Origin of the sequence: Methylococcus sp. S1M (genome assembly GCF_051295855.1) — a bacterium.
GTDB classification, from domain to species: domain Bacteria; phylum Pseudomonadota; class Gammaproteobacteria; order Methylococcales; family Methylococcaceae; genus Methylococcus; species Methylococcus capsulatus.
This window is the reverse complement of record NZ_JBPDXO010000005.1, coordinates 76,663-100,193: the sequence shown is the minus strand read 5'-3', so window position 1 is coordinate 100,193 and position 23,531 is coordinate 76,663. Positions and strand designations below refer to the sequence as shown.

Here is a 23,531-nt window from a genome sequence, read left to right as displayed (position 1 = left end):
GCGTCTCTCCTTCAGCGGTGGGCGGTCTCGGCGGCGACCAGGTGCAGGAAGTCTTCGGCGAAGATTTCCAGCGCCTGCTGCTTGCGGCGCGATTGCCGCATCAGGAAGTTGTAGGCCAGCACGGCCGGCACCGCGACGGCGATGCCGATGGCGGTGGCGATCAGCGCCTCGCCGATCGGGCCGGCCACCACTTCCAGGCTGGCCTTGCCGCTTCGGCTGATGTCCTGCAGGGCGTGCATGATGCCCCAGACGGTCCCGAACAGACCGACGAAAGGCGCCGTAGACCCGATACTGGCCAGGACCGTGAACCCGATATCCGACAGCCGGGATTCGCGCTCCAGCTGGCGCTTGAGTTTGCGCTCCAGGGTCGCCACCAGATCCCCGCGGTGCTTCAGGCTGGCCGCACCGTTGCCGTTGCCGCTGTCGAACACCTGGAAACCCGCGCTCGCCAGCCGGTAGAGAGGACAGCCGCCGGCTTCACCCATCCTCAGCCGCGCCTCGTCGAGCGAGGCCGCACTCCAGAATTTTTCCTCGAACAGGCGGTTACCCACGGCATGCCGCCAGTATTGCCCCCCTTTCAGCAGGATGACGGTCCAGGTCAGGACGGAAAACGAGATCAGCACCCAAAGGGTGACGTTGATGATGAGCGCGGAAGTATCGGTGACCATGATTCCTGCCAGTGCTGTCAATGAGTCAGAGAGAATTCGAGCGGCACCACGACCCAGCTCGCCACGGCCTTGCCGCCCTTGGTGGCCGGGACGAAGCGCCAGCGGCGGACGGTTTCCAGCGCGGACTCGTCGAGGATGTCGTGGCCGCTGCTGGCTTGCAGCTCGACTTCCGCCGGAATGCCGCTGGGCAGGACGTGAACCTTCATCGTGACCCTGCCCTGCCAGCGCTGCTTCCTGGCAAACGCTGGGTATTCCGGCAAGGGATTGTGCAGATAATTGGCGTTGAAACTCGCGGGAGTCGATGCGGGGACTGAACTACCGCTCCTCCCGCCTGGCACGCCTTCTCCGCCCGCGGCGGACGACGCTTCGGGAGGGGGCGCGGCCGGCTCGCTCCGTGGCGCGGCGTCCCCTAGCGTCCGCTCGGGCTGGACCGGGAGCGGCCTGGGCAGGGTCTTCGTCAACGGCTTGGGCTTGGCGACGGGCTTGGGTTTGGGCGGGGTGACCGGCTTCGGCGGCGCGGTCGGCGCCGGGGCGGGCTGGGCGGCGGGCTCCGCCGGCTTCGGCGCCGGGGCGATCATTTCCAGCGACACCTCGATGGGCTGCGACGGCCGCTCTTCCGGTTCCAGCAGCTTCAACTGCCGGTAAGACCACCAGACAGCGAGATGCGCCAGGGACACTACCACCAGAATCGCGCTGCCGGGGCGATACAGGGACTCGGCTCCGCTGCTCTTCGAGTCGGTCTGGACAAGGGGAACTGCGGCCATGGCTGCTGCGGCGAGATACCCGGTCAAAACTCCAGGTTCAGAGACACGTAGACCGACCGGCCGATGGCGGGAAGTCTGACGACGTCTTGCGCCTTGATGCTTTCGACGATGTCCACGCCGCCCAGCGGATGGTAGTAGAGCTTGTTGAGCAGGTTGTCTGCGCCCACGTCGACCCTGAGGTGCTCGCGCTGGTAGCTGGTGCGCAGGTTGAGCAGGACGTAGCCCGGCGTGGTCGGCTCCGCATAGCTCTGGGCCACTGCCGTCTTGCTGTCCACCAGGTTCACCGAAATCGCGCTGTCGACCACGGCCGAGCCGGCGGGGATGCTGTGCTCCAGCGACACGGTCGCGTTCAGCGGCATCATGTGGTAGAGGTTGACCGAAGTCGGCGCCAGAAAGCCGTTGACCGGCCAGAACTGCTGATTGTTATTGCACAGGCCTGCCAGTGAGGTCCCCACGTAGGGGCAACCCATCGAGCGCTGGCCGTCGTTGCCCACGCCGCGCACGTAGGCCGCGACCACCTTGGCCGCGAAGCTGCCGGCGGGCGATTCCGGCAGGAAGGCGTAGCGGGCCGAGAAGTCGCCGCCGTACATGTCCGCATGGCTCAGGTTCACGAACTGCATGCCGTGGAAACCGTTGGAATACTGCGCGACCTTCTGGCCGTAGATGTAGTCGTTCACCCGCGTGTAATAAGGCGTCAGGCTCACGCTCCAGACCTGCTGCCGTTCGTCGTGCCAGTTGGCGGTGAAAGTCGCCGTGTAGGCCGCCTCGGGTTTGAGGTCCAGGTTGCCCAGGTAGGAGTTGCCGTCGCCGAACCAGGTGATCATCGAGTTGGGCCCGGCCCAGGCATAGCGCTCGTACAGGTTGGGCGAGCGCTGCTTGCGTGAGAGGCCCAGCTCGTAGCGGCTGTTGGCATCGGGGGTGAAGGCCGTGGTGGCGGTGACGTCGAAGTTGTGATCGACCCGCGACCGGTTGGCGGCGTTGAAGGGCGTGGCCCAGAAGCTGTAGAAGGCGCCGTTGTCATAGCCCTGGACCCGGCCGGTGTTCATCCACACCATGTCGTTGCGCACGCCGAGCTGGGTCAGCCACTCCTTGTTCCAGTTCGCCTCCCACTCGGCGAAAGTGCCGAGGCGGTTGCGCTGTCCGTCGTTGATACTCAGGAAGTCCTGCGGCATGTGCATCCCCTGCCCAGGCCACCAGTCCTGCAGTCCCTGCTGGAAGTACTCGCTGCCGACCCGCACGGTGTGGACGTCGTCCACCGGCAGATGCGCCCGCACCCGGTAGCCGAGGTCCGAACCGTCGGCCTTCATCGGCATGTTTCCCTTTTTGCGATCCGGCAGCAAGTCCATCAGATGCCAGGTGGAGTGGTAGTAGACCCGCGCATCCAGCTTGCCCCAATCGAAGCTGTTCTCGTAGCTGAAGCCGCCGAGCAGCCCGGTGTTCTCGGCCACGTCCATGCGCTGGTTCGGGAAACCCTGGTAGGGAATGTACTGACCGGTCACGTCCGCCGAGAGAAAGCCGTTGTCGAGCTTGGTCGAAGCCCGCAGGTTCATGTTGGTGCTCAGGTACCGGGTCGGCAGCACCGTCGGACCGCCGTTGCCCGCCATGTAGTTGTTGCCCTTCGCCCAGGATCCGCCGTAGTCGAAGGCGAAGTCTTCGCTGGCGATGGAGCCGCTGAAGTTGTTGCCGAAGGTGTCGCTGTTGCTGCGGAACATGCCGCCCAGCTTGCCGGTGTAGGCCATCTGCCCGGCCTTGGCGAAACTAGGCGCCGCCGGGTCGACCGAGATGGTGCCGCCGATGGAGTCGCCGCCCTGGCTGACCGGCGTGACGCCGGCCATGATCGAGGCCTTGCCGACCGAAGCCGGCGCGACATAGGACAGCGCCGGGTTCATGTGGTTGCTGCAGGCGGAAGTGATGTTCATGCCGTTGACCAGGATCTTGACCCGGTCGTCCGCCATGCCGTGGATCGCCGGCAGGCTGGAGACGCCGCCGCCGGTGTACAGGCTCACCCCCGGCACGTCCTTGAACAGGCTGGCGGTGTCCATGGTCTGCGCCTTCTTTTCCTCCAGCTGCTCCTCCGGCAGATCCTCGGTTTCGGGCGAAACCTCGTCTTCCTCGCCATAGACGGTGATCTTGTCGAGTTCCACGACGTCTTCCGCCGCCTCGGCAGATCCGACTCGAAGACCGGCGGAACCGAAGATGAAGAGGAACGGCGCCAGGACCCACGCCTCGCGGCGAAGTCGGGAACGGCGAACGCCGGTTGCCGGCAAACCTGAACCTGAATGCGTATTCATGAATTTCCTGCACCTGATGGCGAATCGGCTCCAATGCTCTACAAGTTCTGCGCCATTCATTCCCCAAAGCTTCCCTTTTCCCCGTCCCCGTCGACCCGCCGTCGCCACTCGGCCGAGCCTCCCGGCCGCGGGGACGAAGAAGACGACGCCATATCAGTGAGTTGCATCCACGCCGCCGGGTTCCTCCCCCGCCGCCGTCAGGGCCGGGCGAAACGACCGGCCACGACCCCGCCCGGAGATGTTGAGCGATATCACACACAATACTGTGTCATTTCACGCAGTTCCGTTTTCGGCGATCAGAAGTCCATGCCTCAGAGGCGGATACGCTACGCTTGTCCCCTTTCCCCCGCCGTTTACGGAGAGAGAAAAAAACGGGGCCGGATCAATCCCTTCAGTGGACGAAACTCGGTGAGGCAACAATCACACCAATTAAAAATCCATCAATAAACAATCGATTACATCCTGTTCATCCGCTACAGAGGGTGCCTTCACACATCCGTTGCGCGATCTCACCGGGCCGCGGCGCAGCCCTTTGCAAAGAGCCTTGGCATGCGCACTCAACGCCGCTTGAGCCTGAACTCCATCGTCAGCATTGCCCGCTGCTCCACGGCCCGGCCTTCCCGGAACGCCGGCTTGAAACGCCAGTGCCGGATCGCCTCGAGCGCGGCCTCGTCGAACGTGTCGCGGGGGCTGGCAGCCACGACCCGGGCATCGCCGAGGAGGCCAGCCGCCGTCACCCGGACTTCGAGCCGGACCCAGCCTTCTATGCCCCGGCGCCGGGCCACCTCCGGGTATTCGGGCACGACCCGGAACAGGACGATCAGGGGATTGCCGCCGCCCCCTGCGCCTTCGGCGCCGCTCGCAAGATCTCCCGGGGCTGCCGGCATCTTCCGGAGATTCCATTGCGCTGGCGGCGCTGTCAGCCGCGAATCGGTCCCAGCCACGGCCGGAAACTCCACCCCCGTGCCCCGCGCGGGGATGTCCAGCCGGGGCGCGGCGACGCCGGGCATCCGGGGCTCCGGCTTCGATCGGGACACGGCGGGGGCACGGGACAAACGCGGCGCCGATGGCGTGGACGGCTTCGCGGAATCGGGCCGCGCATCCGACGGACTGCTCTCGGCGGGCGATTCGGTCACGGTCTTCCGTGTCTGCGACGGTGGCGGCCCGGACTCGGCGGGTCTGGGAGGGAGCCGGACGAAGTCCACGGGTACCGGCTGCGGCCCGGGCTCCTCGATGAAGTCTTGCCGGCGTACCAGCGTGGCAATCAAGAGGAGCAGGGCCAGATTGACGATCAGGGCAGCGCCACAGCGCGCCGATGCCGCCCCCAACGCGCGTAGCGGTATGCCGGGAGTGGCGGCGTTCACGGAGGTTCGGGCGAGGAGCTGGCCGCCACCGAAATGTTGGTGAAGCCGGCCAGCCGGAGCTGGTCCATGACCTTCACCAGCAGCCCCGTCGTGGTCCGGGCGTCGGCCAGGATGATGGCCGAGCGCGCCGGATTGCCGAGTCCCGAACCTTCGAGGCGGGCACGCAACAGGCGGACGTCCACCGAGACGTTGTTGAGCCAGACTTGCTCGTCCGCGCCGATCGTGACGACGACCTCGACGTTGCGCGCCAGCGTCGCCGTGGCGGCCCTGGGACGCTGCACTGCGATGGACGACTCGCGGATGAACGAGGTCGTCACCAGGAAGAAGATCAGCAGGATGAACACCATGTCGATCAGGGGGGTGAGATTGATCGCATCGGCGCTCTCTTCGGCGCCGCCTGTCCGCGACATGAACGAACCGCGGCGTTTCATGGCGACCGGCTCCCGATCATGGCTCGCTCGCCGGCCTCCGCCCGCCGGCTCAGGTCATAACCCGCACCCACGCCGGAGAGCCCCATGACCAGGCCGGTCAGCGTCGTGATCAATGCCTGCGACACGCCGCGTGCGACGATACGGGTTTCGGCACTGCCGAACACCCGGATCAGGTCGAAGGTCTCCACGATCCCCGTGACGGTCCCCAACAGGCCCAGCATGGGGAGGATGCCGGACAGCGTCCGGATGAGCCGGAGATGGCGCCACAGCGCGATGCGTAGCTCGACGGCCTCCACCTCCGAACGGGGCCGCCTCCGCACCCTGGGCAATACGCGCAGGAAATACCAGTAGCGGTCCAGGATCAGCCCCCACGACAGCAGCGAAACGCCCAGCAGCGGCCACATCACCGGACCGCCCGCATCCATCAGCTCCTCGACGCGCCGAGCCGCGGCCAGCACGGTATCCACCACAGACGAAGACCCGGCCGCTGCCATCCCACCGTCACCCTTCGAGGAGCCGCGGCCCGCCCGCGACCGGAACGATCCGGTCTCGCCGGCCTGTGAGACGGGCGGACAGGGCGGCGGAGGCCTGTGCCTCCAGCAGCGTGCCCAATGTCTGAGCCTTGCCGACCAGCACGCTGTGCAGCAGCAGGATTGGTATGGCGGTCACCAGACCCTCGACGGTGGTCACCAGCGCCTCGGAAATCCCCCCAGACATCAGCCTGGGGTCCCCCGAGCCGTGCAGGGCGATGGCCTGAAACGTCCGGATCATGCCGGTCACCGTGCCGAGCAGCCCCAGCATGGGCGCTATGGCCGCGACCAGTTTCAGGAGCCCCAGAGCCCGTTCCAGGCGCGTCCGCTCGCCGGCCAGGGCTTCATCCACCGTCAGATACAGCGCGTCCTCGTCCTCGGTCTGAGCCTGCTCCAGCCGAAGGAGCACCCGGCCCAGGGGATTGTCGGACCGCGCCTCGAGCGATCCCAACTGCCTGCGGATGCGCCGACTCGTCCGCGCCAGGTCGGCAAACCGGCAGCCGCCGAGGACGAGCGCGAACGTGGCCAGAGCCAAGATGAGGTAGCCGACCGCGCCCCCTTGGGCGATGCGTTCCGCCAGATCCGGCACCTGCACCAGTAGCTGCAAGGTCTGACCACCGGAAGGGTCGAGAGCGACCGGCGCCAGCGAATCCGCGTCCGCCTCGGCGAACCGCTGCGCCAGATCCAGCAGGGCCGAAGACGGCTGGCGCGCCAGCTCCGCCAGGGCGCGGACCTCGGGCGCGTAGACCAGATAACGCCTGCCGGCGATGAAACCGAAGCCGCCGAGCCGGACTACCTCGCGTTCCGCCATCCGTCCATCCGGAGCATAGACCGGGGCCCGGAAGGTCGACACGCGTCCCAGGGCGTCCATCTGGGCCCCCAGGCTGGCGAACAGGTCTTCCAGTTCGGCGGCGGCAGGCACGTGTTGCGGATCGGCCAGGCGATCGAGGAGTCTGCGCTGTCCGGGGCCGTCGCCGGCGAGGTAATTCTGCTCGTAGAAGAGCTTGAGATTCGCAGCGCTTTCCCGAACCGCGAGGAACAATGCTTCCAGGGCGGCGGTCGGCGCGGCCCCGAGGCCGGATGGTTCCGGCGGAGGTGCCGGGAAGCCGGGCCGGGCCGTCGCGAAGAACACGAGTCCCGCGGCGGCTCCGGCCAGGTTCCGGAAAAGGGAAAGCCCCTTCATGGCGAAGGCGACCGTGGCCCCGGCAGGGGCAAGGACAGGAGCTGCGGGGGCTCCAGCTTGCGCGCGGCGCGCAGGCCGAGCGCGATGGCGCGGTCGTAGCGGGGCGCGAGTCTGTGCCATTGCCTGTCGCGGTCGTCCCACATGCCCGACTCGCGGCCATCCAGGGTTTGATAATACAGGGCCAGACGGCCGATGCTCAGGAAATCGACCAGGCGTTCGCCCTCCTCCGTCCGCAGCAGGTCGCGGTAGGCTTCCACGGTTTTCCCATATTCGAGTTCCGCCCGGTACGCCTCCAGAACGCGCCGGTATTTTTCGGCGATGTCGACACCAGGCTCGGCCAGCAGCTTTTCCAGCCCGTCGATGCGGCGCTTGCGCTCGGTGAGCGAAAACGGCGGACCGTTCTCGATCTCCTGCCTCAACCGGGCCACCGCGGCCTGGATGAGCGCAGGAACCGCTGACTCGAAGGGCAGCGGAGCCGAAGAAGCGGGACGGGCGGGCGCTTCCGGCGGCCCCTCCTTGCCGGCACGGTCCGCGGACGGCGTCCGGTCGGCAGCCGGCGCAACGGCCGCCTGCCCGAAGAAGGCTCCGGTGACGAGGAGGACACTGGCGAACAGGGGCCGGAGCGGAAAGCGCCGGGCCGTATCTGCACGGGTCGAGTCCAGAAACTTCATGACCGCCTCACCCTGGTCGTCTCGATCAACGTGAAAATCGCAGCGACCTCGATCACTCCTCCGGCGATCCGGGAGTAAGGGCCGGACCGGCCAGGGCTGCCTGCATCGCGGTCCAGACCTCCCAGGTCAGCCTGCCGACATGACGGTAGCGGACGATGTTGCCGCCGTCCACCGCATAGGTCTCCGGGGCCCCCATGACCTGGAACGCCGCACCGAGGGTACCGCGCTCGTCGAACAGCACCTCGACATAGGGATCGCCGAGACGGTCCAGCCAGCCCAGTGCCGCATCACGCTGATCCACGTAATCGATGCCGTAGATCTTCACGCCGGCATTGCGGGCGAGGTCCACCAGCAGCGCGTGCTCGTCGCGGCAGGCGGCGCACCAGCTCGCCCAGAAGTTGACCAATGCAGGTCCCTCGATGTCTCCGTCACGAATCGTTCTGGACAGATCGCGCAGCGCGGGCAGTTCCAACGCCGGCAGACGCTTGCCCAGCAGCGGCGAGGGAAGCGTATTGGGATCGAGGTTCATGCCCTGGAAAAACAAAAAACCCAGGATGGAAAAGATCAGCAGCGGCAGAAGGAGAAAGAGACGGGGCATGGCCGGACTCCTGACAGGCCGGGTGTAGAAGGACTGGACACCCCGGACTGCGCTCGTCGGGGATGATCCCATGAATCGATAGGCACTACCTGGAAAATACCGTGCATTTCAACATCGACCTGGACGATGAAACCGGCCTCCGTTTGAATGGTCTCGCCGGGGCCGACCGGATCGCCGGTCTGCAACCGGAAGACCGGCAGAAGAACGCTCAATGGACCCTTCACCGCAGATAATCCACCCCCCGGTTCCGGGCGCGCCTGGCATCATGGTAGTACTTGTACTTCACCAGGGTGTCGAGACCGTGGCAGTCGACGCAGAACACCTTGTCGGCGTCCTTCGCCCGGAGGAACGCGTCGCGGTTGCTGCCTTCCAGGTTTTCCCGGTTGGCGGAGGGCGCGATCGTCCCGTCCTTGCCCGGCGGCGGGATCTTGTCGGCATCCCAGACGTGCGGTTCGTGGCAGGTGATGCAGGCGATGCCGCCGAAGTCCGCCGGCTCTTCCCTGGCCCCCAATAGCGGCAGGATCTTCTGATCGGAGCGCAGCACCAGATCCCTTTGCGGGTGGCTGAAGTGATGGACCACCTTCTTCTCGCCGACCCCGCCCTTCTGGTGGCAGTTCAGGCACAGTCCATCCCGCTCGAAAGGCGTCTCGTCCATCGCCGGGCCGGGCTGCGGCTCCACCTTCCTCGCCGCGAACAGGAAGCGGCGGTCGCCCTTGCCGCGGTGCAGCGTATGGCAGCTTCCGCATACGCCGGTGGCGGACGGCAGTTCGCCCAGGGCGTTCTTCTGGTCCTTGGCGGTGATCCGCAGGTCGTGGTCGGTACCCACGACGGTCTGCTTCCGTTTATGGCAATGGCTGCACAGCTCGCCGTCGCGGTCGGTCTCCACCAGGGCGGAGGTATGGGGTTTTCCGCCGTGCACGGAGTGACAGGTGAGGCAGCCCACCGTCCTGACTTCCCTGCCGCCGATCCGCACCGGCTCGTCCAGTTCGGCGTTGACGGGATGCACGCCCTTCTTCCTGGCGTCCTTCTCGTCTTCGGCGTGCTGGCGCTCGTGACAGTTCCTGCACAGGCTTTCGGCGTTCGCCACGCCTTCCGGCAGCAGCGAGGTGCCGGCGCTGCCGTCGTGGACGCGGTGGCAGGTCTGGCAACCGACTTCGGTGATTTCCGGCCTGCCTTTCCACAACACCGGCCTGGCGCCGGACTCGTCCGGCTCGCGCTTGACGTTGACCGGGTGCACGCCCTTCTCGTGGGCCTCCTCCTTGCTCTTGGTGAATTGGCGCCGGTGGCAGGCGGCGCACAGTTCGCCCTCGGCGGTTTCCAATACCGTGGTCTTGCCGTCGCCGTGGCCGCCATGGACCTGGTGACAGGTCTGGCAGATCAGCTCCTTGTGATCACCGAGCGCGGCGCCGCCGGCGGTCAGGCGCTCCGGCAGTCCTTTGCGCAATTCGTTCTCTGTGGGATAGCCCTTGGCCTCCGGATGCTGCGGTGGCATGAAGCGTATCCCCAACGGATGGTTGAGGCCCTTGCGGCCCTTGGTCCCCTCGGCGGACCCCGCAGGCACCGGCGCGTCGACACGAGCGCCCTTGACCTTGGATTCGTGGCAACGCTCGCACAGGTCGCCGCCGCGGTTCGGCACGCGCAGCCAGGCATTGCCGTGGGCGGGATACAGGGTCTGCGCCTTGTCCGCGTCGGTATGCGGGGTGTGGCAGGAAGTGCAGAGCAGCTGTTTGTTCCCGGTGACCGGAAACTTGTCCGGAAGCTTGTCCTTGCGCGGTTTGAGCCCCGCATGGCGCTTCTTTTCCTTGGGGCTTTCGTAGACGGTGGGATGCTGTGCACCCCGGTGGATGGTCAGGCGCGAGTCCATGACCGCGCCGTTGTGGCAGCTGTAGCACATACGGTAGGAAGCCTCCGGCAGCGCGCCTTCCGTATCGGCGGCGCGGACCTCGGGCGGCGCATCGCCGGCCCAGGACAGGTGGCAGAGCAGGCAATCCTTTTGCGACAGCTCGGTACGCTGGCCGCTTCCCCTGCTGGAGACGGCACGCCCCGGATAGCTCACCCGGTAGCTCCAGACCCGGCTGGCGCCGGTTTCGGCGACGTACAGCCGGCCGTCGCGGAAATGGAGTCCGGTGGGCGAGTCCAGCCTGACCGGCTGGCCGTCCGCCTGCCGCAGCAGTCCCAGGAACTCACCCTTGCGGAACACCGAGATGGTGCCGAAATAGCCGTCGCTGACGAAAAACGCGTCCTGCTCCCGGTCGACGGCGAGGCCGTTGGGCCGGAACAACTCGCCCTCGTCGAGGCCGAAACGGCCGATCTGGGAAAACACACGCCCGCTCTTGTCGAATACCTGGACGCGGGCATTGACGATGTCCACCACGTTGAAATAACCGTCGCGGTCCTGCGCGATCTGGAACGGGTACTGGAAGCGCCCCGGCTCCCCGCCGCGCCCGCCGAAGCAGCCGAGCCCCCGGCCGTCGGCCAGCCGGGTCCGGCACACGCGGTGGCTGCGCCGGTCGGCCCAGAAGGCGACGCCGTCCTGTACGCTGACGGCCACCGGCTCCGGCGGCAGGCTCGGCGGGGAGCTGGCTGATGGCGATCCGCCCGGCTGCGGGGACGGCTCCGGCATGGGTTCGATGGGGAGTTCCAACACCTTCAGCACCCCACCCTCGGGGCGTAGCAACACCAACCGGTGATGGCCGGTGTCGGCGACCACCAGCCCTTCCTCCGACAGGGCGAAGTCCATCGGCAGCTTCAGCAGGTCGGCGCCGCCCAGGATTCGAAGGACTTCACCGTCCGGCGACAGCGCCACGATCCGGTGATGGGCGCCGTCGAGCACGTAGACCCGGCCCTCACCGTCCGTGGCAACGGCCGAAGGCTGCTCGAAGCCGGCTTGGTACCCGACCGGATCGGACGCCACCACCGCCTCGAACGCGCCGGCCGCCACCGGCCACAGCCCGATCAGACCGGCCGCGATCGCGGCGGCACGGCGCAGCACGAGTGCAACATTCCTCGCCATGATCGCGTCAGCGCAGGATGTCGATGATCTTCAGCCGTTCGTCGTCGGACTGGTAACGGCCGAAGAACTGCGGAATCACATGCCTGCGGATGGCCGAGGCCTGACGCGAATCCGCGCCGAGGGCCGAGAGATCCAGCAGGGGGGAGTCTTCGGTATGGCACTTCGCGCAGGCCGGACCTTCCTTGCTCAATGGAGCATGCAGACGGGCCTTGAGCTGCGCCCTGGCGGCGAGATCGCCCTCCTGCCACTCGCGGCCGACCCGTTCGGCGAACGCCGTTCCGGGCAGGACGAACGCCGGCTCGCCCCGGTAGAACGGCGCGATCTTGAATTTGCCGTCGATCGGCACCGAATTGTCCAGGTTCCGTCCGGTCCGGAACCGGCTGCCATCGGCAGCGGCCGGCCGGCGGGCGGCATAGTCGAACCAGCGGTACTCCAGCCGCACGTCCTCGGGCCGGAAGTGGCAGGTCTCGCAGGCGACGTAACGGCTGTGCATGTTGAGGAAACTGCGGGTACGGAGTTTCTTGCTGTGCGGCTGGGGACGGTGGCAGCCCTGGCAGTAGGTTTCGCCTTCGTGCAGTGGCGGCTCGATCCGTTTGTGGAACGCCGGTACCGCCATCTTTTCCCGGAGCTTGACGTCCTTGTGCTCGCGCACCTGTTCCTCCGCCTTGCCGATGGCTTCCTGCGTCGGCGCGGCCGACTCGACCCGCTGGACGAACAGCGGCTCGCCGGCGAAGGACGAACCGCCGTTCGCCCAGCACGAGAGGGACAGCACCAGACCCGCGGGTCCCAACTTCATCTTGTCCTTCAACTTCATCTCCAAGCACCGTTCGGCGAAACCGGCTCAGTACACGTCGCGCAGATAGCGCCGGGAGGCGGCCATGGCCTCGAGGTATTCCTCGGCCTGCTCCTGCGTCCTTCCGCCCTCCTGCATCACGATCGCCAGCAGCGCCCGGTGGACGTCCTGGGCCATGCGCGAGGCGTCGCCACAGACGTAGAAACAGGCGCCCTCCTCGAGCCAGGCGTACATCTCCCTCGCGTTCTCCAGCATTCGCGTCTGTACGTATACCTTCCGCTCCTGGTCGCGCGAGAAAGCCAGATCCAGCCGGGTCAGCACGCCCCGCCTGAGCTTGTCCTCCCATTCCTCCCGGTAGAGGTAATCGGTGGCGCGGCGCTGGTCGCCGAAATACAGCCAGTTCCGGCCCCTGGCGCCGGTGACCTCGCGTTCCTCGACGAAACCCCGGAACGGCGCGATGCCGGTGCCCGGCCCGACCATGATGAGCGGCGTCTCCGGGTCTTCGGGCAGGCGGAAATGTTTGTTCGGCTGCACGAAGATGGCAAGCCGCTCCCCCGGCCCGATGCGACCGGCGAGATAGGTGGAACAGACCCCTTCCCGGTTCCGGCCATGGGCGTGGTAACGCACCGCGCCGACGGTGAGATGCACCTGGCCGGGATGGGCCTTCATGCTGGAAGCGATCGAATACAGGCGGGGCGGCAGGCGCCGCAGGACGTTGACGAAGGTCTGGGGCGAAATGCCCTGGATCGGGAAATCCTCGACCAGATCGATGATCTGGCGGCCCCACAGGTAGCCTTCGAGCCGTGCGGGATCAGGATCGGACAGCAGGCCGGCGAGAACCCGGCTGTCGCACAGTTCCGCGTATTTCTCGACCAACACCCGGCTCAGACCGGTGATGTCGAGATGCTTGTAGAACGCTTCCCGCAAGCTGAGGGTCTCCTTGCCCAAGGTCACCTCGCTGTAGCCGTCGGCCTGCAAGGCGGCCAGCAAGGCTTCGACGTAGGCGGGGTCGTTCTTCGGATAGACGCCGAGGGCATCTCCCGGCTCGTAGCTCAGACCGGAATCGCCGAGATCGATTTCGATATGGCGGGTCTCCTTGGCCGAGCCCTCCCCGTTGAGATTGACGTTGCGCAGGACCGCCGCCGGATAGGGATGGGTCTTGCCGTAGCCGGACTTGGCCACGGCGTGATCCACCGGTTCGGCCTCGAGCGGCCGTTCGATGCCGGTGTCGCCGATGATGGCGCGGCAACAGCCGAGCACTGCGTCGATCCAGGCGGCTGCCGCCTCCTCGAAATCGGCATCGGCATCCACCCGGTCGAGCACCCGGCTCGCCCCCAGTCGCTGCAGGAAGGCATCGAAATCCTTGCCGGCCTTGCAGAAGTGCTTGTAGCTGCTGTCGCCGAGGGCGAACACGGCGAACTTGAGGTGCTCCAGCCGCGGCGCGGTTTCGGCGTAGAGATAGCCGTGCAGCTTCTCCGCCGGAAGCGGCGGCTGACCCTCGCCGTGGGTGCTGACGATGACGAACAGCAGCCTTTCGTTGACGATTTCACGGGGATCGTAATCGGCCATGTCGGCCAGCTCGACGCTGTAGCCCCAGGCCTTCAGCCGGGCTTCGAGATCGGCGGCGACGCCCTCGCCGTTGCCGGTCTGGGAGCCGAACAGGATGGTCAGCGACGTGATGGGGGCATCGGGCTCGACCAGCGGCGCGGGAACCGGTACGGCAGGCGTCCCTCCGACCAGCCGACCCCGGATGCGCCGCCACAGGCCGTCCTTGGCGGAACCGCTGCCGATCATCACGCGCTGGAAGTGGTCGTAGCCCACGACCTCCGTGACCGGCGCCCGCCGGGAACGCGACAGCGGCGAGAGGAGGCTCGATGTCAGGAAAATCAGGCCGAGCGGACCCAGTACCCAGGCGGCGGCATACCAGGCCGAATCGAGGCGGGAGAAGTCCAGGGCGAAAGACAAATCCTCCATGCGCAGGAAGTCCAGATCGTGCAGGTCGGTGTTGAGGAATCCGAGATTGAGCGGGCTCTTCGCATAGCCATGGCAGCCGGCCTGCGAGCAGGTCTCGCCGAGCCGGTCGGGATGGGTCGGTGAGTCCTTCGATTCGTCCCGCAGGATGCCATGGCGGAAACCGTCGGGCGCGTGACAGTCGATGCAGCTTGCGCCGGACTCGTCGTCGACCGCGAGGAGCCGGCCATGAAGCGTCTTCGCGTAGCTGTCGGTCGCGTGGGCGAAACGGAAACTGGCCTTCTTCCTTTCCTTGGTTTCCGGATCCTGGATTTCCACTTTCGCCATGGCTTCATGATCGCCGTGGCAGTCCACGCACATGGCGTTGGCTTCCATCTTGTCGTAGTTCTTGCCGACCAGTCTGCGCAGGATGTGACCGCTGAACTGGTTGCGCCAGGTTTCGCCCTGGTGGCAGGTGCCGCACTCGGTCTCGGTGTGATGAAGTTCCTGCTTGAAACGCTCCAGGTTGGCGTCCTTGATGTACGGGGTGTTGGAATGGCAGCGCCGGCAAGAGGGATTCTGCTGGCTGGTCTCCTCTTCGAGGCGGTTGCCGCCATGGAAATCCTTGGTCGCTCCCGGCGCATGGCCGGCGCCGTGGACCGACTTCTTGAACTCGTCGACCACCGGCTTGTGGGTGAAGGCCCTGTCCTTGGACGGCTCCTTGAGGTGACAGGACTCGGAGCAGTCCACATAGCCCTCCTCCGGCTTGTGCGGATAGCGCTCGATCTTGCGGTGGCAGTCCTTGCAGGGCACGCTGCCGTGCAGCGAGCCGTAATAATCGCTCTTGAGGATCGTGGCCACCCGCAGCACGCCGTGGTCGTCCAGGTATTCGAGCCCCGGCAGGCCGTGGCAGGAGAAACAACCGTCGGGATCGCTGTGCCGCTCCGCGGCCAGGGCGCAGCCGCAGGCGATCCAAAACAGCCCGGCCAGACAAAGAGAACACGCGTACCGCATCATCGTCGAATTCAAAAATCGCTGCCGCATCGGTGCGGATTCAAGTTCCTCGAGCTCAGTGCAACCACACGGCGGTCGCGAACAGGAATACGGAGAAACCCGCGACGATCACGCCGTTGACCACCCGTCCCCAGTGGATGACCCGGGCGGTCGGTGCCGGTTTCGGCCGCATCCTCACCACCGCCTGCCATTGGGGCTCCGGATGGATCTGGATGCCGCGTTTGACCCGCTTGGGCGTTTTGTTCCTGGGCGCCGTGGTCCACTCGATGGCATTCCAGTCACAGGCATCGACGCAGTCGTGGCAGGACATGCAGGAGAACTGATCGACCACCGCGACCTTGTCCACCATCTTGATGGCCCCGCACATGCATTTCTTCGCGCATTCGGTGCAGCCGGTGCAGCGCTGCTTGTCGACCCGGATGTGATGGGTGAACCGGAACTTCGCGCCCAGCCGGTTCACCAGTCCGTCGATGGCGCCGATCGGGCAGAGGAACTGGCAGTAGGCGCGCCCCTTGCTGGCGAAGAAGCCGAGCAGGAACAGCAGGGACAGGTTGACCAGTCCTACGGTGGAGAAGATGAAGGCCAGACCGACGAAGCCACCGCTCAGCGCCTCGACGAAACGAGGCACGGTAATGAAGTTGCACAAAGTACAGGCGCTGACGCCCAGTAGCGGCAGCAGCCCCATGTAGACCGCGAGATAACCGTAGCGGATCTGGACCTGGGGCAGCCCGCGGTATTCGATCTTCCAGCGGTCGCTCAGCATCCGGCTGACCAGCTCCGAGAACCCGCCGACCGGACAGATGAAGGAACACCAGATGCGTCCGAAGAAGAAGGTGAAGGTGATGATGACGAAGAAGGCCACCACCCCGATCAGGGCCACCGAGACATGCATGAACAGGTCGTCCCAGCTCATGCCGGGAAAATACAGATAGAAGCGGCGCATGCAGAGCTTTCCGCACAGGTCGGTGTTGCCGGCCAGGCCGGGCAGCACCGCCAGCGGCCCCAGGAACATCGCGCAGGATACGGCGATCCAGAAGTAGCGGTAGCGCTGGATCTTCGGCACCGATCGGATTTTTTCGGTCAGTTTCGCGGTCAGGGCATTCATGGTCTTGCTCCTCGCGGATGGGTTGGTGTCATTCGTCGAACTGATGGCAGGCCAGGCACAGCTCGCCGTTCTTGGCCGGCAGCCTCAACAATACTTCCTTGTCGATCCGCCGGTACCCCAGCTCGAATCGTCGTCCGCTTTGTTCGCTCAAAGTCTCCAGCCGCGCCTTCTTGTCTTCCCGGACCACCGCATCCCAGGGGTGCTCGCGGTAGCTGACACCGGTTTCCAGATCGGCGTCGTCCACCCGGCCGGCGGCGGGATTGAGCGCATCGATGACGCCCGGCTGATGCGGGGCGTGGCAGGTCGGGCACATGACCTTGCCCTCCCGGCTGAGGGGCAGAATGATCCCGTAGCGCTCCTTCGAGTCCTTCATGTGGAGCTTCATCTGGGCGTCGGGCTTCGATTCCTGATGTTCCAGCGCATTGAAGTGAGGCGTCTTCAAATGGCAGCCGTAGCAAAGATTTTCCGGCGGCAGCCGCAGCTTGTAGTCCGGCGCGCGCAGCGGCCGGTCCCGCTCCCGGTGAACCTCCTCGTGACAATAGGTGCAGTGTTCCTCCTGGAGCTTGCCGCTCTTGTCCAGCATGATGTGGACGTTGGGACGCTTGAACCTGTTTTCCTCGTGGCATTGGTAACAGAAGGCATCCAGCTCGTCGTAAGGCCCGCCCCGCAGGAAATCCGGCAGGCTGCGGTCGATGAGGCGGTACGGCACCCTGTCGATGTCCTCGACGCCATGACAGGTCGGACAGCGCAGCTCGCGGTCCTCGCGCAGCGGCAGGCGTTTCGGCGTCTTCATCTCCTCGGGCAACACGACGCCGGTGACGTGGTGCAGGGGGGGCAGCTTCTTCGTGGTCGCATAGCTGTCCTCGGCGCCCGCAGCCGCGATGCCGGTACCGAGCAGCCACGCCATCATTCCCGCCAACCACCTGCCCGGTCCCGGCCACGCGCTCCGGCCTTCCCTCACAATCCCCCCTTCACCGGCTCCCCGTGGGTGTGGCACTGGCTACAGTCGGAGGTGACGTCGTGCACGCCGGACAGACCGTTGCCCGCGTCGTAGGCGCCTTCCTCGACCGAAGGGTCCTCCATCCGGTGGCACAACACGCAGAATTCGGCGTAGTTGCCGTCGTGGACCCGGGCCTTGTAGGGCTTGGGCAGCGTCTTCAGCAGCCGGTTCGAGCCCTTGCGGGTGTCGTCCAGGATGAGCTTGGGGTTGCGGGTTCCATGCATGACGTGGCAGTCGGTGCAGGCGACCTCGTCCGCGTAGTGGAACTTCTTGCCGCGCAATCCGGGGTACGGCCCCGTACCGCCGTTGACCCAGCCGTGGCGGTCGATCTGGGTGTAGTCGTCCTCGATGGCCACCAGCGGATCGTTGAGCCCGTAGCTCGGCCTCGACTTGATACGGACGCCGGCCGGCTGATGGTTGCGGTTGTGACAGCGCAGGCAGAAGTCGCTATCGCTGGTATACGGCGCGAAGCTGCCGGCAGCGTCGCGGATCGCCGTCAGATCCACGTCGCGCTCGAACCGGCCGTCCATGTCCGGCTTGACGTGGCAGGTCAGGCAGTCGCCGTCGCCGAGTGGCCGGTCCTTCTCGACCGAGAAATCGTGCTTGTGGGCACCGCTCTGCCGGGGCGAGGTGACCAGGTCGGCGGTGTTGTGGCAGATGATGCAGCGCCGCGGTGCGTTGGTCCCGTTGGTGCCATGGCAGCCGGTGCAGGTGGCCGTGCCTTTGTAGAGCACCCAGTTGCGGATGTTGGGGGCCTTCTTGTGGATGTTCTGCAGAAAATGGCAGCTGACGCAGTTGGTCCGGCCCCAGGCGGTACCGTCGCCGCCGTGTTTCGGCGTCAGCAGCAGATTGCCGGTCACGGTCGACACCGTGTAGGCCGCCGCCATCGAGGGACAGACCGCCGCAAGCCAGACCAGGCACAGCCAGACCGTCAGACCATGGGTGTTCGTCTTCATTGGAAACGCGTCCTCGCATGGCAGGTCTCGCAATAGATCTGGTTGTGGCAGCGCCCACAGTCCAACGTGTCGACCCGCACCCCGAGGCCATGCAGGGTGCGGTATCCCAGCGGGTGGTAGCCGGTGCCCATGGTGTCCCTGCGGAAATGGCAGTTGGTACAGAAAGCCAGATCGAGATGGCACTCCTTGCAAGCGGCTTCGTCCCGGCGCGCGGCCTCGCCGTGGTGGTCGACATAGCCGAAACGGTGGTCTTCCGGCCAGATCTTGGTCTTGTCGTCGTGGCACAGGTTGCAGCGCCAGGGGCCGCGCTGCTCGGTCACGTGGCAATCGTGGCAGACCGCCTTGAGCGGCTCGTTGGCGATGGTGGTGAGCGGCTTGAGCTTGCTCTCGTCGGTCATTGCGTTGGGGGCGAAGGAATGGCACAGCATGCAGCTGTCACCCTCCTCGTCCATCACCTCCATGTGGGCATTGTGCGGATAGCGAATGTCCGTGCGTTGCTCCCGCTTCTCCCACCATTTGGGGTCCTTCACCGCGTCGGGCAGGTCGCCGGCGCCGACCATGGGGGCGAGGACCACGGCCCAGAGCAGAACCAGTATCAGCCTCGCCATCACATCCCCTTCGGTTTGAAGTTGTCGAAGTAATAGATCACCTGGACCGCCCCCAGGTATTCGTCGAGGATGCGGGTATACCAGACGTAACTCCCCGCGACGTTGAGCACCAGATTGTTGCGGAGCATGTAGAAAGCCTCGATTTCCGCACCCACCGCCCGGTTGAACCCGTACAGGATCTTGTCCTCGAACCGCAGCGCGGTGTTCACCCGCATCTGCAGCCTGGAATTCACGGTGTGCGTGCTGCTGACGTAAAAGCTGCTGGCACTCTCGGGTCCCAGGGACATGTAGTCGAACTCGCCGATCAGGCCGAAATTGGGATTGAACACGTAGTTCGCCCCCAGCTCGCCGCCATAGCCGTCGTATCCTTTCCGGCTGGAGGCGAGACCGCCGACGTAGTAGTTGAAACCCTTCACCGGCTCGTGCTGGATACGGGTCCGCGCCAGGGTCTGCTCGCCCAGCGCGTAGGCGCTGTAGAATTTTTCCCGGAAGGTCAGGATGGGATCGCGCGGCTGGAAGTATTCGTAGGAACCGCGGACGCGCACGTCGTTGGTCAGATCGAGCTGGCCGTTGAGGCGGATGTTCTCGAATGCATCCCGGTCGGCCCGGTAGGTCCCCAGCACCCCCAGTTCGTAGTCGCTGTTCCGCCAAAGCCCCAGCCTGCCCGCGCCGGTGGTGGCGAAATAGAGGCGCTGCAGGGAGCTGCCCCAGGGCTTGGAACCGCCGTAGGCCGAATAACTGCCGGCGACCGCGCCTTGCAAGCCGGTATCGCCGATCAGCATCCCCGGGTTCACGGTGCCGCTCCCGTTACCCCCGTCCCCAGTGTACGGAGAATAGCCGAACGCGCGCTGGGACAGGTCGCGCCAGAAATACTGGTAGCCGCCGCGCACGTCGATCCAGCCGAGGGAAGGCCCATCGCTCCCCCAACCCCAATCCGGGGTCCATTGCGCGCGCCCCTCCAGCCCGCCGACGAACTTCCCCTCGACGCTGATCACGTGGTCGTATCGGCTGGGATGGCCGGCATAGGCGTCGAAGCCCCAGCCATTGTCATCGGCGGCATAGGCGACGGCCCCGCCATCGACCAGGTACAGACCCAGGTTGTCGGTGCGCTGGAAGCGCCCCAGCTTGACGCGGGTGTTCAGGGAATCGAAACCCTTCTCGACGAAAGCCTGGTACAGCCCCGCCACGCCGCCTCCATCGGGCTGATAACCGGTGCGCGTCACGAACTCCATGGCGCCGTGCAGATCATCCTGGGAATCGTCATAAAACCCCTGCCCCCACAGCTCGCCGAAAACATGGGCGTTCTGCAAGGTATAGCGATTGTCCACCTGGAGCTTGCTGCGCACCGAACCGTGCCAGTTGTCACAACGGCCGGGAAACGGGACCAGTCCACCCACGGCCAGCCAGACCAACGGCAGGGCGCGCAAGACACGGGCGGACCGCTGCCCCCTCCCGCCACCGAGACCGCCTCGCCTCGCTATCATCAGGACTTGCTTCCCGCCTTGCCCGCGAACGCCAGGTATGCGACGGGGCGCTTCAGGCGCAACAGGACATAGCCCGCTGCACCGCCGGAGGCGGCTTTGAAGGCTACGATCCTGTGGCGCGACAGCGTGCGCCAAGTCTTCCCGTCCTCGGAATACACCACCTTGACACCCTTGATCCGGGTCGCGGCGCCCCAATACGGCAGTTTGATCCAACCTTCGCCGCCGCCGAAATTCTTCACTCCGCTGCCGCCACTCCGAGTCAGACTCAGGCCGTAGACGTCCGGGGCCAGCGTGCCCGTGCCCAGCTTGCCGACCTTGCGGCGCTCGGCAGCCGTGGACTCCCTGCTGCTCAGCTCCACCCGGACGCCTTCCAGCAGCAACTGGTTCAGCGGGGAACCGGGAATGAACAGCGCCGCCCCCTGGACGGAGGGGTGGCCGACCCTGGCGGAAAAGGTCAGCGACAGTCCGCTGTCCCATCCTGCGGTGAGCTTGCCGGTAGCATCCTGATCCAGCGCAGCCAATGCCGCGGCTTCGGAGGCCGGCAGTTTTCTCAACGGCCCGCCGACGGCGCGGCCGGTCGCAGCCTTGAGGATCGACATGTCCGGCGCCTTGTCGGTGGCCTCGAGCACCTCCGCGACGGTTTCGGTGATCCTGCCGTCGGCCTGCACCTTGTGGTAGCCCGACGCCAGCTCCACCACGCCTTCGTCGACCAGGCGCGCGTCCGGGATCCTCGCCACCTCGATGACGCGATTGGCGCCCATCAGGCCGTTGGCCGCCACCGCGCCATTGATCGAACCGTCCGCCCGGCGGGTATGGCACTCTTCGCAGGCGACCGCCTGCTCCGCCGGCCGGGTCTGGTGGGTGAAGATGTATTCATTGCTCTCGGCGTAGACGAAGCGCACGTCGGCGCTGGAGTAGCCTTTGCCCTTGAGCAGGTTGTCATAAGCCTGCTTGAGCGCCTTGAAGTCGTTGTATGTCGCGGGCAGATCGAACTGGCCGGCGGTGACGGTGACCGACCCGGTTTCCTGGCCACTGGCCGGATCGACGATGGCCGCCTGGCCGCCGTTCTTCGAACGGAACACCGACTGCCTCTCATAGCGGTACAGCACCCGGCCGCTGCTGCGGTCCTGGACGAAGAACCGGGCGTTGGGCACATAGGGGATGACCCGCAGCGCTCCGTCCGCACGGGCCCGGTAGCGGTAATGCATGGGCAGGGTCTTGCCGTTGTACACCGCCTTGTGGTTGTGGCACGCCTGGCAGGCGAGATCGTCGAAATGCACCTGAACCACCCGGTTGTACGAGTTCGTGGCATAACCGCGCATGAAGCCCGAGGACTTCCAGCGCTCGCGGTGGGCGTCCAGCAACGTGGGCTGACCCGACGGCAGGGCCGGCGCCTTGGCGGTGCTGTGGCAGTATTCGCAGTCGGCCGGACCGGGCTGGTAATCCAGGTCGTTGCGGATGTCCGCGTCGCCGTTGCCCTTGGGGAAGTCGTGGTCGGCGTCGAGATCGATGTTGGCGTAGGCCGGCTTGTAGTACTGCTTGGCATGGCAGGCGTTGCAGTTGTCGATGATCCGGGTCTCGCCGGTATCGTCGGTCCAGCTCTTGCCCTTGTGGACGTCGTCCTTGTAGTCGTCGACGGGCTTTCCGTCCTCGCCCAGGGTCTGAGCGGCCTCCTCGCCGAAGCCGTAGAAACCGCGCCGGCTGCTCTTCACCTTGGCATTGATGCGATTGATGCCGGCCCCCGCCAGATGGCAGAGCATGCAGTTGTCGTTGCCGGGAAAGCGGCGCATGGGGATGCGGACCTTGCCGCTGTCGTCGAAGGCGTCCCGGTTCCAGTGCAGGACGGGCTCGCCCGAGTCCCCCAGCACCAGGTCGTAATCCGGTTTGGCGGTTCCCGGCTTGACGGCCCGCGCCACGGTCAGCAACTGAGCCCCGCCGGACAAGTCGGGCCGGACGTCGAGAAACTCGAACATCGCCGAGTTCGCATAGCGGAAAAAGCCCTGGGCCACGAACTTGCCGTCCTGCAGCAGGCCCCAGTGATCCTGGGCGCCGGCCGTGCCGTCGCCGTTGCCGCCGAGTCCGCTGGCGGAAAATTTTTTCAGGAGCGAGAAATCGGCGTGGCAGGTCAGGCAGTCTGCCTCACGCACGCCGCTTTTCCTCCAGTCCCAAGGGACCACCTGGCCGTCGCCATTGCGGTCGTAGTAATCGCCGTCCCAGGCCGGGACCGAGCCGGCCGGCATCTGGTCGTAGCGCACACCGCCTCGGTCCGACTCCTCCCAGCCGCCGCCCAGGTGGCAGGTGCTGCAGGCCTTGACGTAGCCCGCCGCCCCGTAATCGCCGAATTCCGCCTCACTGGTATTCGCTTTTTTGGCGAGCGCGGCGGCGGCATTGCCCTGCATGCAGTTGAAACCGCCGAAATAGCCGGGGCCAACCAGCTGGGGAAGGCCGCGCCTGGCGCCGTAATCGTCGCGGGTTTCGTCACGTCCCTGCTCGAAGTGGTAGGCGTGGTTCATGCCGTCGTAGTCGTGGCAGCCGCCGCCATTGCCGTTGCCGCAGCTCATCCGGACGCTGTAGGGTCTGCCGCTCTCCAGGACATGCCGGCCGTCCTCGTCCACCAGCGGAATGGCCGGGTGCATGAGAGTCCGGTCGAAGGCATTGACCGCCCCCGCCGCAACCGCGCTCGGCAAAAAGCCAAACAGCGACAGACACCACGCGGCGGAACGCAGCCGCCGCCCGAGCTCCCCCTTCATGCCCGATCTCCCCGCTGTCGCTGAATCCCAGCCACGACCGCCGCTAATCTCACCGTCTGCCCTCCTCGTAGAACGCGCCCCGTCCCCGCTGTCGGGACAATGCCCAGGCGACCAGGGAACCGACCACCACGATGCAGCTGCCGCAACTGCTGCAACGCCCCTGCTGGGGAACGGTACAGTTGGAAGCCACCGCCGCATGTCCCAGCCCCATGCCCGCTCCTGCGAGCCAGGGCAGGACCTTCTGCACCAGCGGATGCCCCGGCATTCCCGATGCCCGCGGCAAGGCGGCCGCGTCTTCGGCGACCGGCGGACTCGAAGAGCAGCAGAGCTGACTCCGGCGAGATTTGGCGTGCATGTC

Annotated in this window: 20 protein-coding genes; 1 reads left to right on the top strand and 19 read right to left on the bottom strand. The window is 66.0% G+C overall.

What is annotated here, in order from left to right:
• Nucleotides 1-11: 11 nt before the first annotated feature.
• The 9 genes from ACSHWJ_RS10415 to ACSHWJ_RS10375 all read right to left on the bottom strand — a co-directional run bounded on the left by ACSHWJ_RS10415 (nt 12) and on the right by ACSHWJ_RS10375 (nt 8,500).
• Nucleotides 12-668 carry a MotA/TolQ/ExbB proton channel family protein gene (locus ACSHWJ_RS10415; RefSeq protein WP_432539760.1) on the bottom strand — a complete coding sequence of 219 codons (657 nt, stop codon included), beginning with the start codon at nt 666-668 and terminating at the stop codon, nt 12-14.
• A 17-nt stretch (nt 669-685) separates the two neighbouring features.
• Nucleotides 686-1,432, bottom strand: a complete 747-nt coding sequence (locus ACSHWJ_RS10410; protein WP_010959800.1) for an energy transducer TonB — start codon at nt 1,430-1,432, stop codon at nt 686-688.
• A 23-nt stretch (nt 1,433-1,455) separates the two neighbouring features.
• On the bottom strand, nt 1,456-3,723 hold the full coding sequence (locus tag ACSHWJ_RS10405; protein WP_432539759.1) for a TonB-dependent receptor: 2,268 nt from the start codon (nt 3,721-3,723) through the stop codon (nt 1,456-1,458).
• 557 nt (nt 3,724-4,280) lie between these two features.
• On the bottom strand, nt 4,281-5,087 hold the full coding sequence (locus tag ACSHWJ_RS10400) for an energy transducer TonB (protein ID WP_282213579.1): 807 nt from the start codon (nt 5,085-5,087) through the stop codon (nt 4,281-4,283).
• Nucleotides 5,084-5,518 carry an ExbD/TolR family protein gene (locus tag ACSHWJ_RS10395; protein WP_218800896.1) on the bottom strand — a complete coding sequence of 145 codons (435 nt, stop codon included), beginning with the start codon at nt 5,516-5,518 and terminating at the stop codon, nt 5,084-5,086. The genes ACSHWJ_RS10400 and ACSHWJ_RS10395 overlap by 4 nt, the downstream gene beginning before the upstream one ends.
• On the bottom strand, nt 5,515-6,012 hold the full coding sequence (locus tag ACSHWJ_RS10390; RefSeq protein WP_017364386.1) for a MotA/TolQ/ExbB proton channel family protein: 498 nt from the start codon (nt 6,010-6,012) through the stop codon (nt 5,515-5,517). The genes ACSHWJ_RS10395 and ACSHWJ_RS10390 overlap by 4 nt, the downstream gene beginning before the upstream one ends.
• A 7-nt stretch (nt 6,013-6,019) precedes the next feature.
• Nucleotides 6,020-7,231 carry a MotA/TolQ/ExbB proton channel family protein gene (locus tag ACSHWJ_RS10385; RefSeq protein ID WP_432539758.1) on the bottom strand — a complete coding sequence of 404 codons (1,212 nt, stop codon included), beginning with the start codon at nt 7,229-7,231 and terminating at the stop codon, nt 6,020-6,022.
• A complete protein-coding gene (locus ACSHWJ_RS10380) occupies nt 7,228-7,902 on the bottom strand; it encodes a DUF3450 domain-containing protein (protein WP_432539757.1) in 675 nt (224 codons plus the stop codon). Before ACSHWJ_RS10380 ends, ACSHWJ_RS10385 begins: the two co-directional genes overlap by 4 nt.
• A 52-nt stretch (nt 7,903-7,954) precedes the next feature.
• Nucleotides 7,955-8,500: a DsbE family thiol:disulfide interchange protein gene (locus ACSHWJ_RS10375; RefSeq protein WP_432539756.1), complete on the bottom strand. Its 546-nt coding sequence runs from the start codon at nt 8,498-8,500 to the stop codon at nt 7,955-7,957.
• A gap of 101 nt (nt 8,501-8,601) precedes the next feature.
• Between ACSHWJ_RS10375 and ACSHWJ_RS10370 the strand changes: the two genes are divergently transcribed.
• On the top strand, nt 8,602-8,733 hold the full coding sequence (locus ACSHWJ_RS10370) for a hypothetical protein (RefSeq protein WP_017364382.1): 132 nt from the start codon (nt 8,602-8,604) through the stop codon (nt 8,731-8,733).
• On the opposite strand, the gene ACSHWJ_RS10365 is transcribed toward ACSHWJ_RS10370, so the two are convergent.
• Genes ACSHWJ_RS10365 through ACSHWJ_RS10320 form a run of 10 tightly spaced genes read right to left on the bottom strand, consistent with a single transcriptional unit; the run spans nt 8,721 to nt 23,528 of the window.
• Nucleotides 8,721-11,492: an NHL repeat-containing protein gene (locus ACSHWJ_RS10365; protein ID WP_432539755.1), complete on the bottom strand. Its 2,772-nt coding sequence runs from the start codon at nt 11,490-11,492 to the stop codon at nt 8,721-8,723. The two genes, ACSHWJ_RS10370 and ACSHWJ_RS10365, sit on opposite strands and share 13 nt — an antisense overlap.
• A gap of 28 nt (nt 11,493-11,520) precedes the next feature.
• Nucleotides 11,521-12,327, bottom strand: a complete 807-nt coding sequence (locus ACSHWJ_RS10360; protein WP_218797226.1) for a multiheme c-type cytochrome — start codon at nt 12,325-12,327, stop codon at nt 11,521-11,523.
• A gap of 27 nt (nt 12,328-12,354) precedes the next feature.
• A complete protein-coding gene (locus ACSHWJ_RS10355) occupies nt 12,355-15,273 on the bottom strand; it encodes an assimilatory sulfite reductase (NADPH) flavoprotein subunit (protein WP_432539754.1) in 2,919 nt (972 codons plus the stop codon).
• 52 nt (nt 15,274-15,325) lie between these two features.
• The gene (locus tag ACSHWJ_RS10350; RefSeq protein WP_218797225.1) at nt 15,326-16,375 is read right to left on the bottom strand and encodes a 4Fe-4S binding protein; all 1,050 of its coding nucleotides are present in this window, start codon (nt 16,373-16,375) and stop codon (nt 15,326-15,328) included.
• 28 nt (nt 16,376-16,403) lie between these two features.
• Nucleotides 16,404-17,285, bottom strand: a complete 882-nt coding sequence (locus tag ACSHWJ_RS10345; RefSeq protein WP_432539753.1) for a hypothetical protein — start codon at nt 17,283-17,285, stop codon at nt 16,404-16,406.
• 47 nt (nt 17,286-17,332) lie between these two features.
• Nucleotides 17,333-18,331, bottom strand: a complete 999-nt coding sequence (locus tag ACSHWJ_RS10340; RefSeq protein ID WP_432539752.1) for a hypothetical protein — start codon at nt 18,329-18,331, stop codon at nt 17,333-17,335.
• Nucleotides 18,328-18,939, bottom strand: coding sequence for a hypothetical protein (locus ACSHWJ_RS10335; protein WP_017364376.1), 612 nt, complete (start codon nt 18,937-18,939; stop codon nt 18,328-18,330). Before ACSHWJ_RS10335 ends, ACSHWJ_RS10340 begins: the two co-directional genes overlap by 4 nt.
• Nucleotides 18,939-20,423, bottom strand: a complete 1,485-nt coding sequence (locus ACSHWJ_RS10330; RefSeq protein WP_432539751.1) for a hypothetical protein — start codon at nt 20,421-20,423, stop codon at nt 18,939-18,941. The genes ACSHWJ_RS10335 and ACSHWJ_RS10330 overlap by 1 nt, the downstream gene beginning before the upstream one ends.
• On the bottom strand, nt 20,423-23,173 hold the full coding sequence (locus tag ACSHWJ_RS10325; RefSeq protein ID WP_432539750.1) for a cytochrome C: 2,751 nt from the start codon (nt 23,171-23,173) through the stop codon (nt 20,423-20,425). Before ACSHWJ_RS10325 ends, ACSHWJ_RS10330 begins: the two co-directional genes overlap by 1 nt.
• Nucleotides 23,174-23,222: 49 nt before the next feature.
• Nucleotides 23,223-23,528: a hypothetical protein gene (locus ACSHWJ_RS10320; RefSeq protein WP_256996386.1), complete on the bottom strand. Its 306-nt coding sequence runs from the start codon at nt 23,526-23,528 to the stop codon at nt 23,223-23,225.
• Nucleotides 23,529-23,531: the final 3 nt, after the last annotated feature.

What these genes read in the sequence shown, in the direction of transcription:
- ACSHWJ_RS10415 (WP_432539760.1), bottom strand. Translation starts at nt 668, where the DNA reads ATGGTCACCGATACTTCCGCGCTCATCATCAACGTCACCCTTTGGGTG.
- ACSHWJ_RS10410 (WP_010959800.1), bottom strand. Translation starts at nt 1,432, where the DNA reads ATGGCCGCAGTTCCCCTTGTCCAGACCGACTCGAAGAGCAGCGGAGCC.
- ACSHWJ_RS10405 (WP_432539759.1), bottom strand. Translation starts at nt 3,723, where the DNA reads ATGAATACGCATTCAGGTTCAGGTTTGCCGGCAACCGGCGTTCGCCGT.
- ACSHWJ_RS10395 (WP_218800896.1), bottom strand. Translation starts at nt 5,518, where the DNA reads ATGAAACGCCGCGGTTCGTTCATGTCGCGGACAGGCGGCGCCGAAGAG.
- ACSHWJ_RS10390 (WP_017364386.1), bottom strand. Translation starts at nt 6,012, where the DNA reads ATGGCAGCGGCCGGGTCTTCGTCTGTGGTGGATACCGTGCTGGCCGCG.
- ACSHWJ_RS10385 (WP_432539758.1), bottom strand. Translation starts at nt 7,231, where the DNA reads ATGAAGGGGCTTTCCCTTTTCCGGAACCTGGCCGGAGCCGCCGCGGGA.
- ACSHWJ_RS10380 (WP_432539757.1), bottom strand. Translation starts at nt 7,902, where the DNA reads ATGAAGTTTCTGGACTCGACCCGTGCAGATACGGCCCGGCGCTTTCCG.
- ACSHWJ_RS10375 (WP_432539756.1), bottom strand. Translation starts at nt 8,500, where the DNA reads ATGCCCCGTCTCTTTCTCCTTCTGCCGCTGCTGATCTTTTCCATCCTG.
- ACSHWJ_RS10360 (WP_218797226.1), bottom strand. Translation starts at nt 12,327, where the DNA reads ATGAAGTTGAAGGACAAGATGAAGTTGGGACCCGCGGGTCTGGTGCTG.
- ACSHWJ_RS10355 (WP_432539754.1), bottom strand. Translation starts at nt 15,273, where the DNA reads ATGATGCGGTACGCGTGTTCTCTTTGTCTGGCCGGGCTGTTTTGGATC.
- ACSHWJ_RS10350 (WP_218797225.1), bottom strand. Translation starts at nt 16,375, where the DNA reads ATGAATGCCCTGACCGCGAAACTGACCGAAAAAATCCGATCGGTGCCG.
- ACSHWJ_RS10345 (WP_432539753.1), bottom strand. Translation starts at nt 17,285, where the DNA reads ATGATGGCGTGGCTGCTCGGTACCGGCATCGCGGCTGCGGGCGCCGAG.
- ACSHWJ_RS10340 (WP_432539752.1), bottom strand. Translation starts at nt 18,331, where the DNA reads ATGAAGACGAACACCCATGGTCTGACGGTCTGGCTGTGCCTGGTCTGG.
- ACSHWJ_RS10335 (WP_017364376.1), bottom strand. Translation starts at nt 18,939, where the DNA reads ATGGCGAGGCTGATACTGGTTCTGCTCTGGGCCGTGGTCCTCGCCCCC.
- ACSHWJ_RS10330 (WP_432539751.1), bottom strand. Translation starts at nt 20,423, where the DNA reads ATGATAGCGAGGCGAGGCGGTCTCGGTGGCGGGAGGGGGCAGCGGTCC.
- ACSHWJ_RS10325 (WP_432539750.1), bottom strand. Translation starts at nt 23,173, where the DNA reads ATGAAGGGGGAGCTCGGGCGGCGGCTGCGTTCCGCCGCGTGGTGTCTG.
- ACSHWJ_RS10320 (WP_256996386.1), bottom strand. Translation starts at nt 23,528, where the DNA reads ATGCACGCCAAATCTCGCCGGAGTCAGCTCTGCTGCTCTTCGAGTCCG.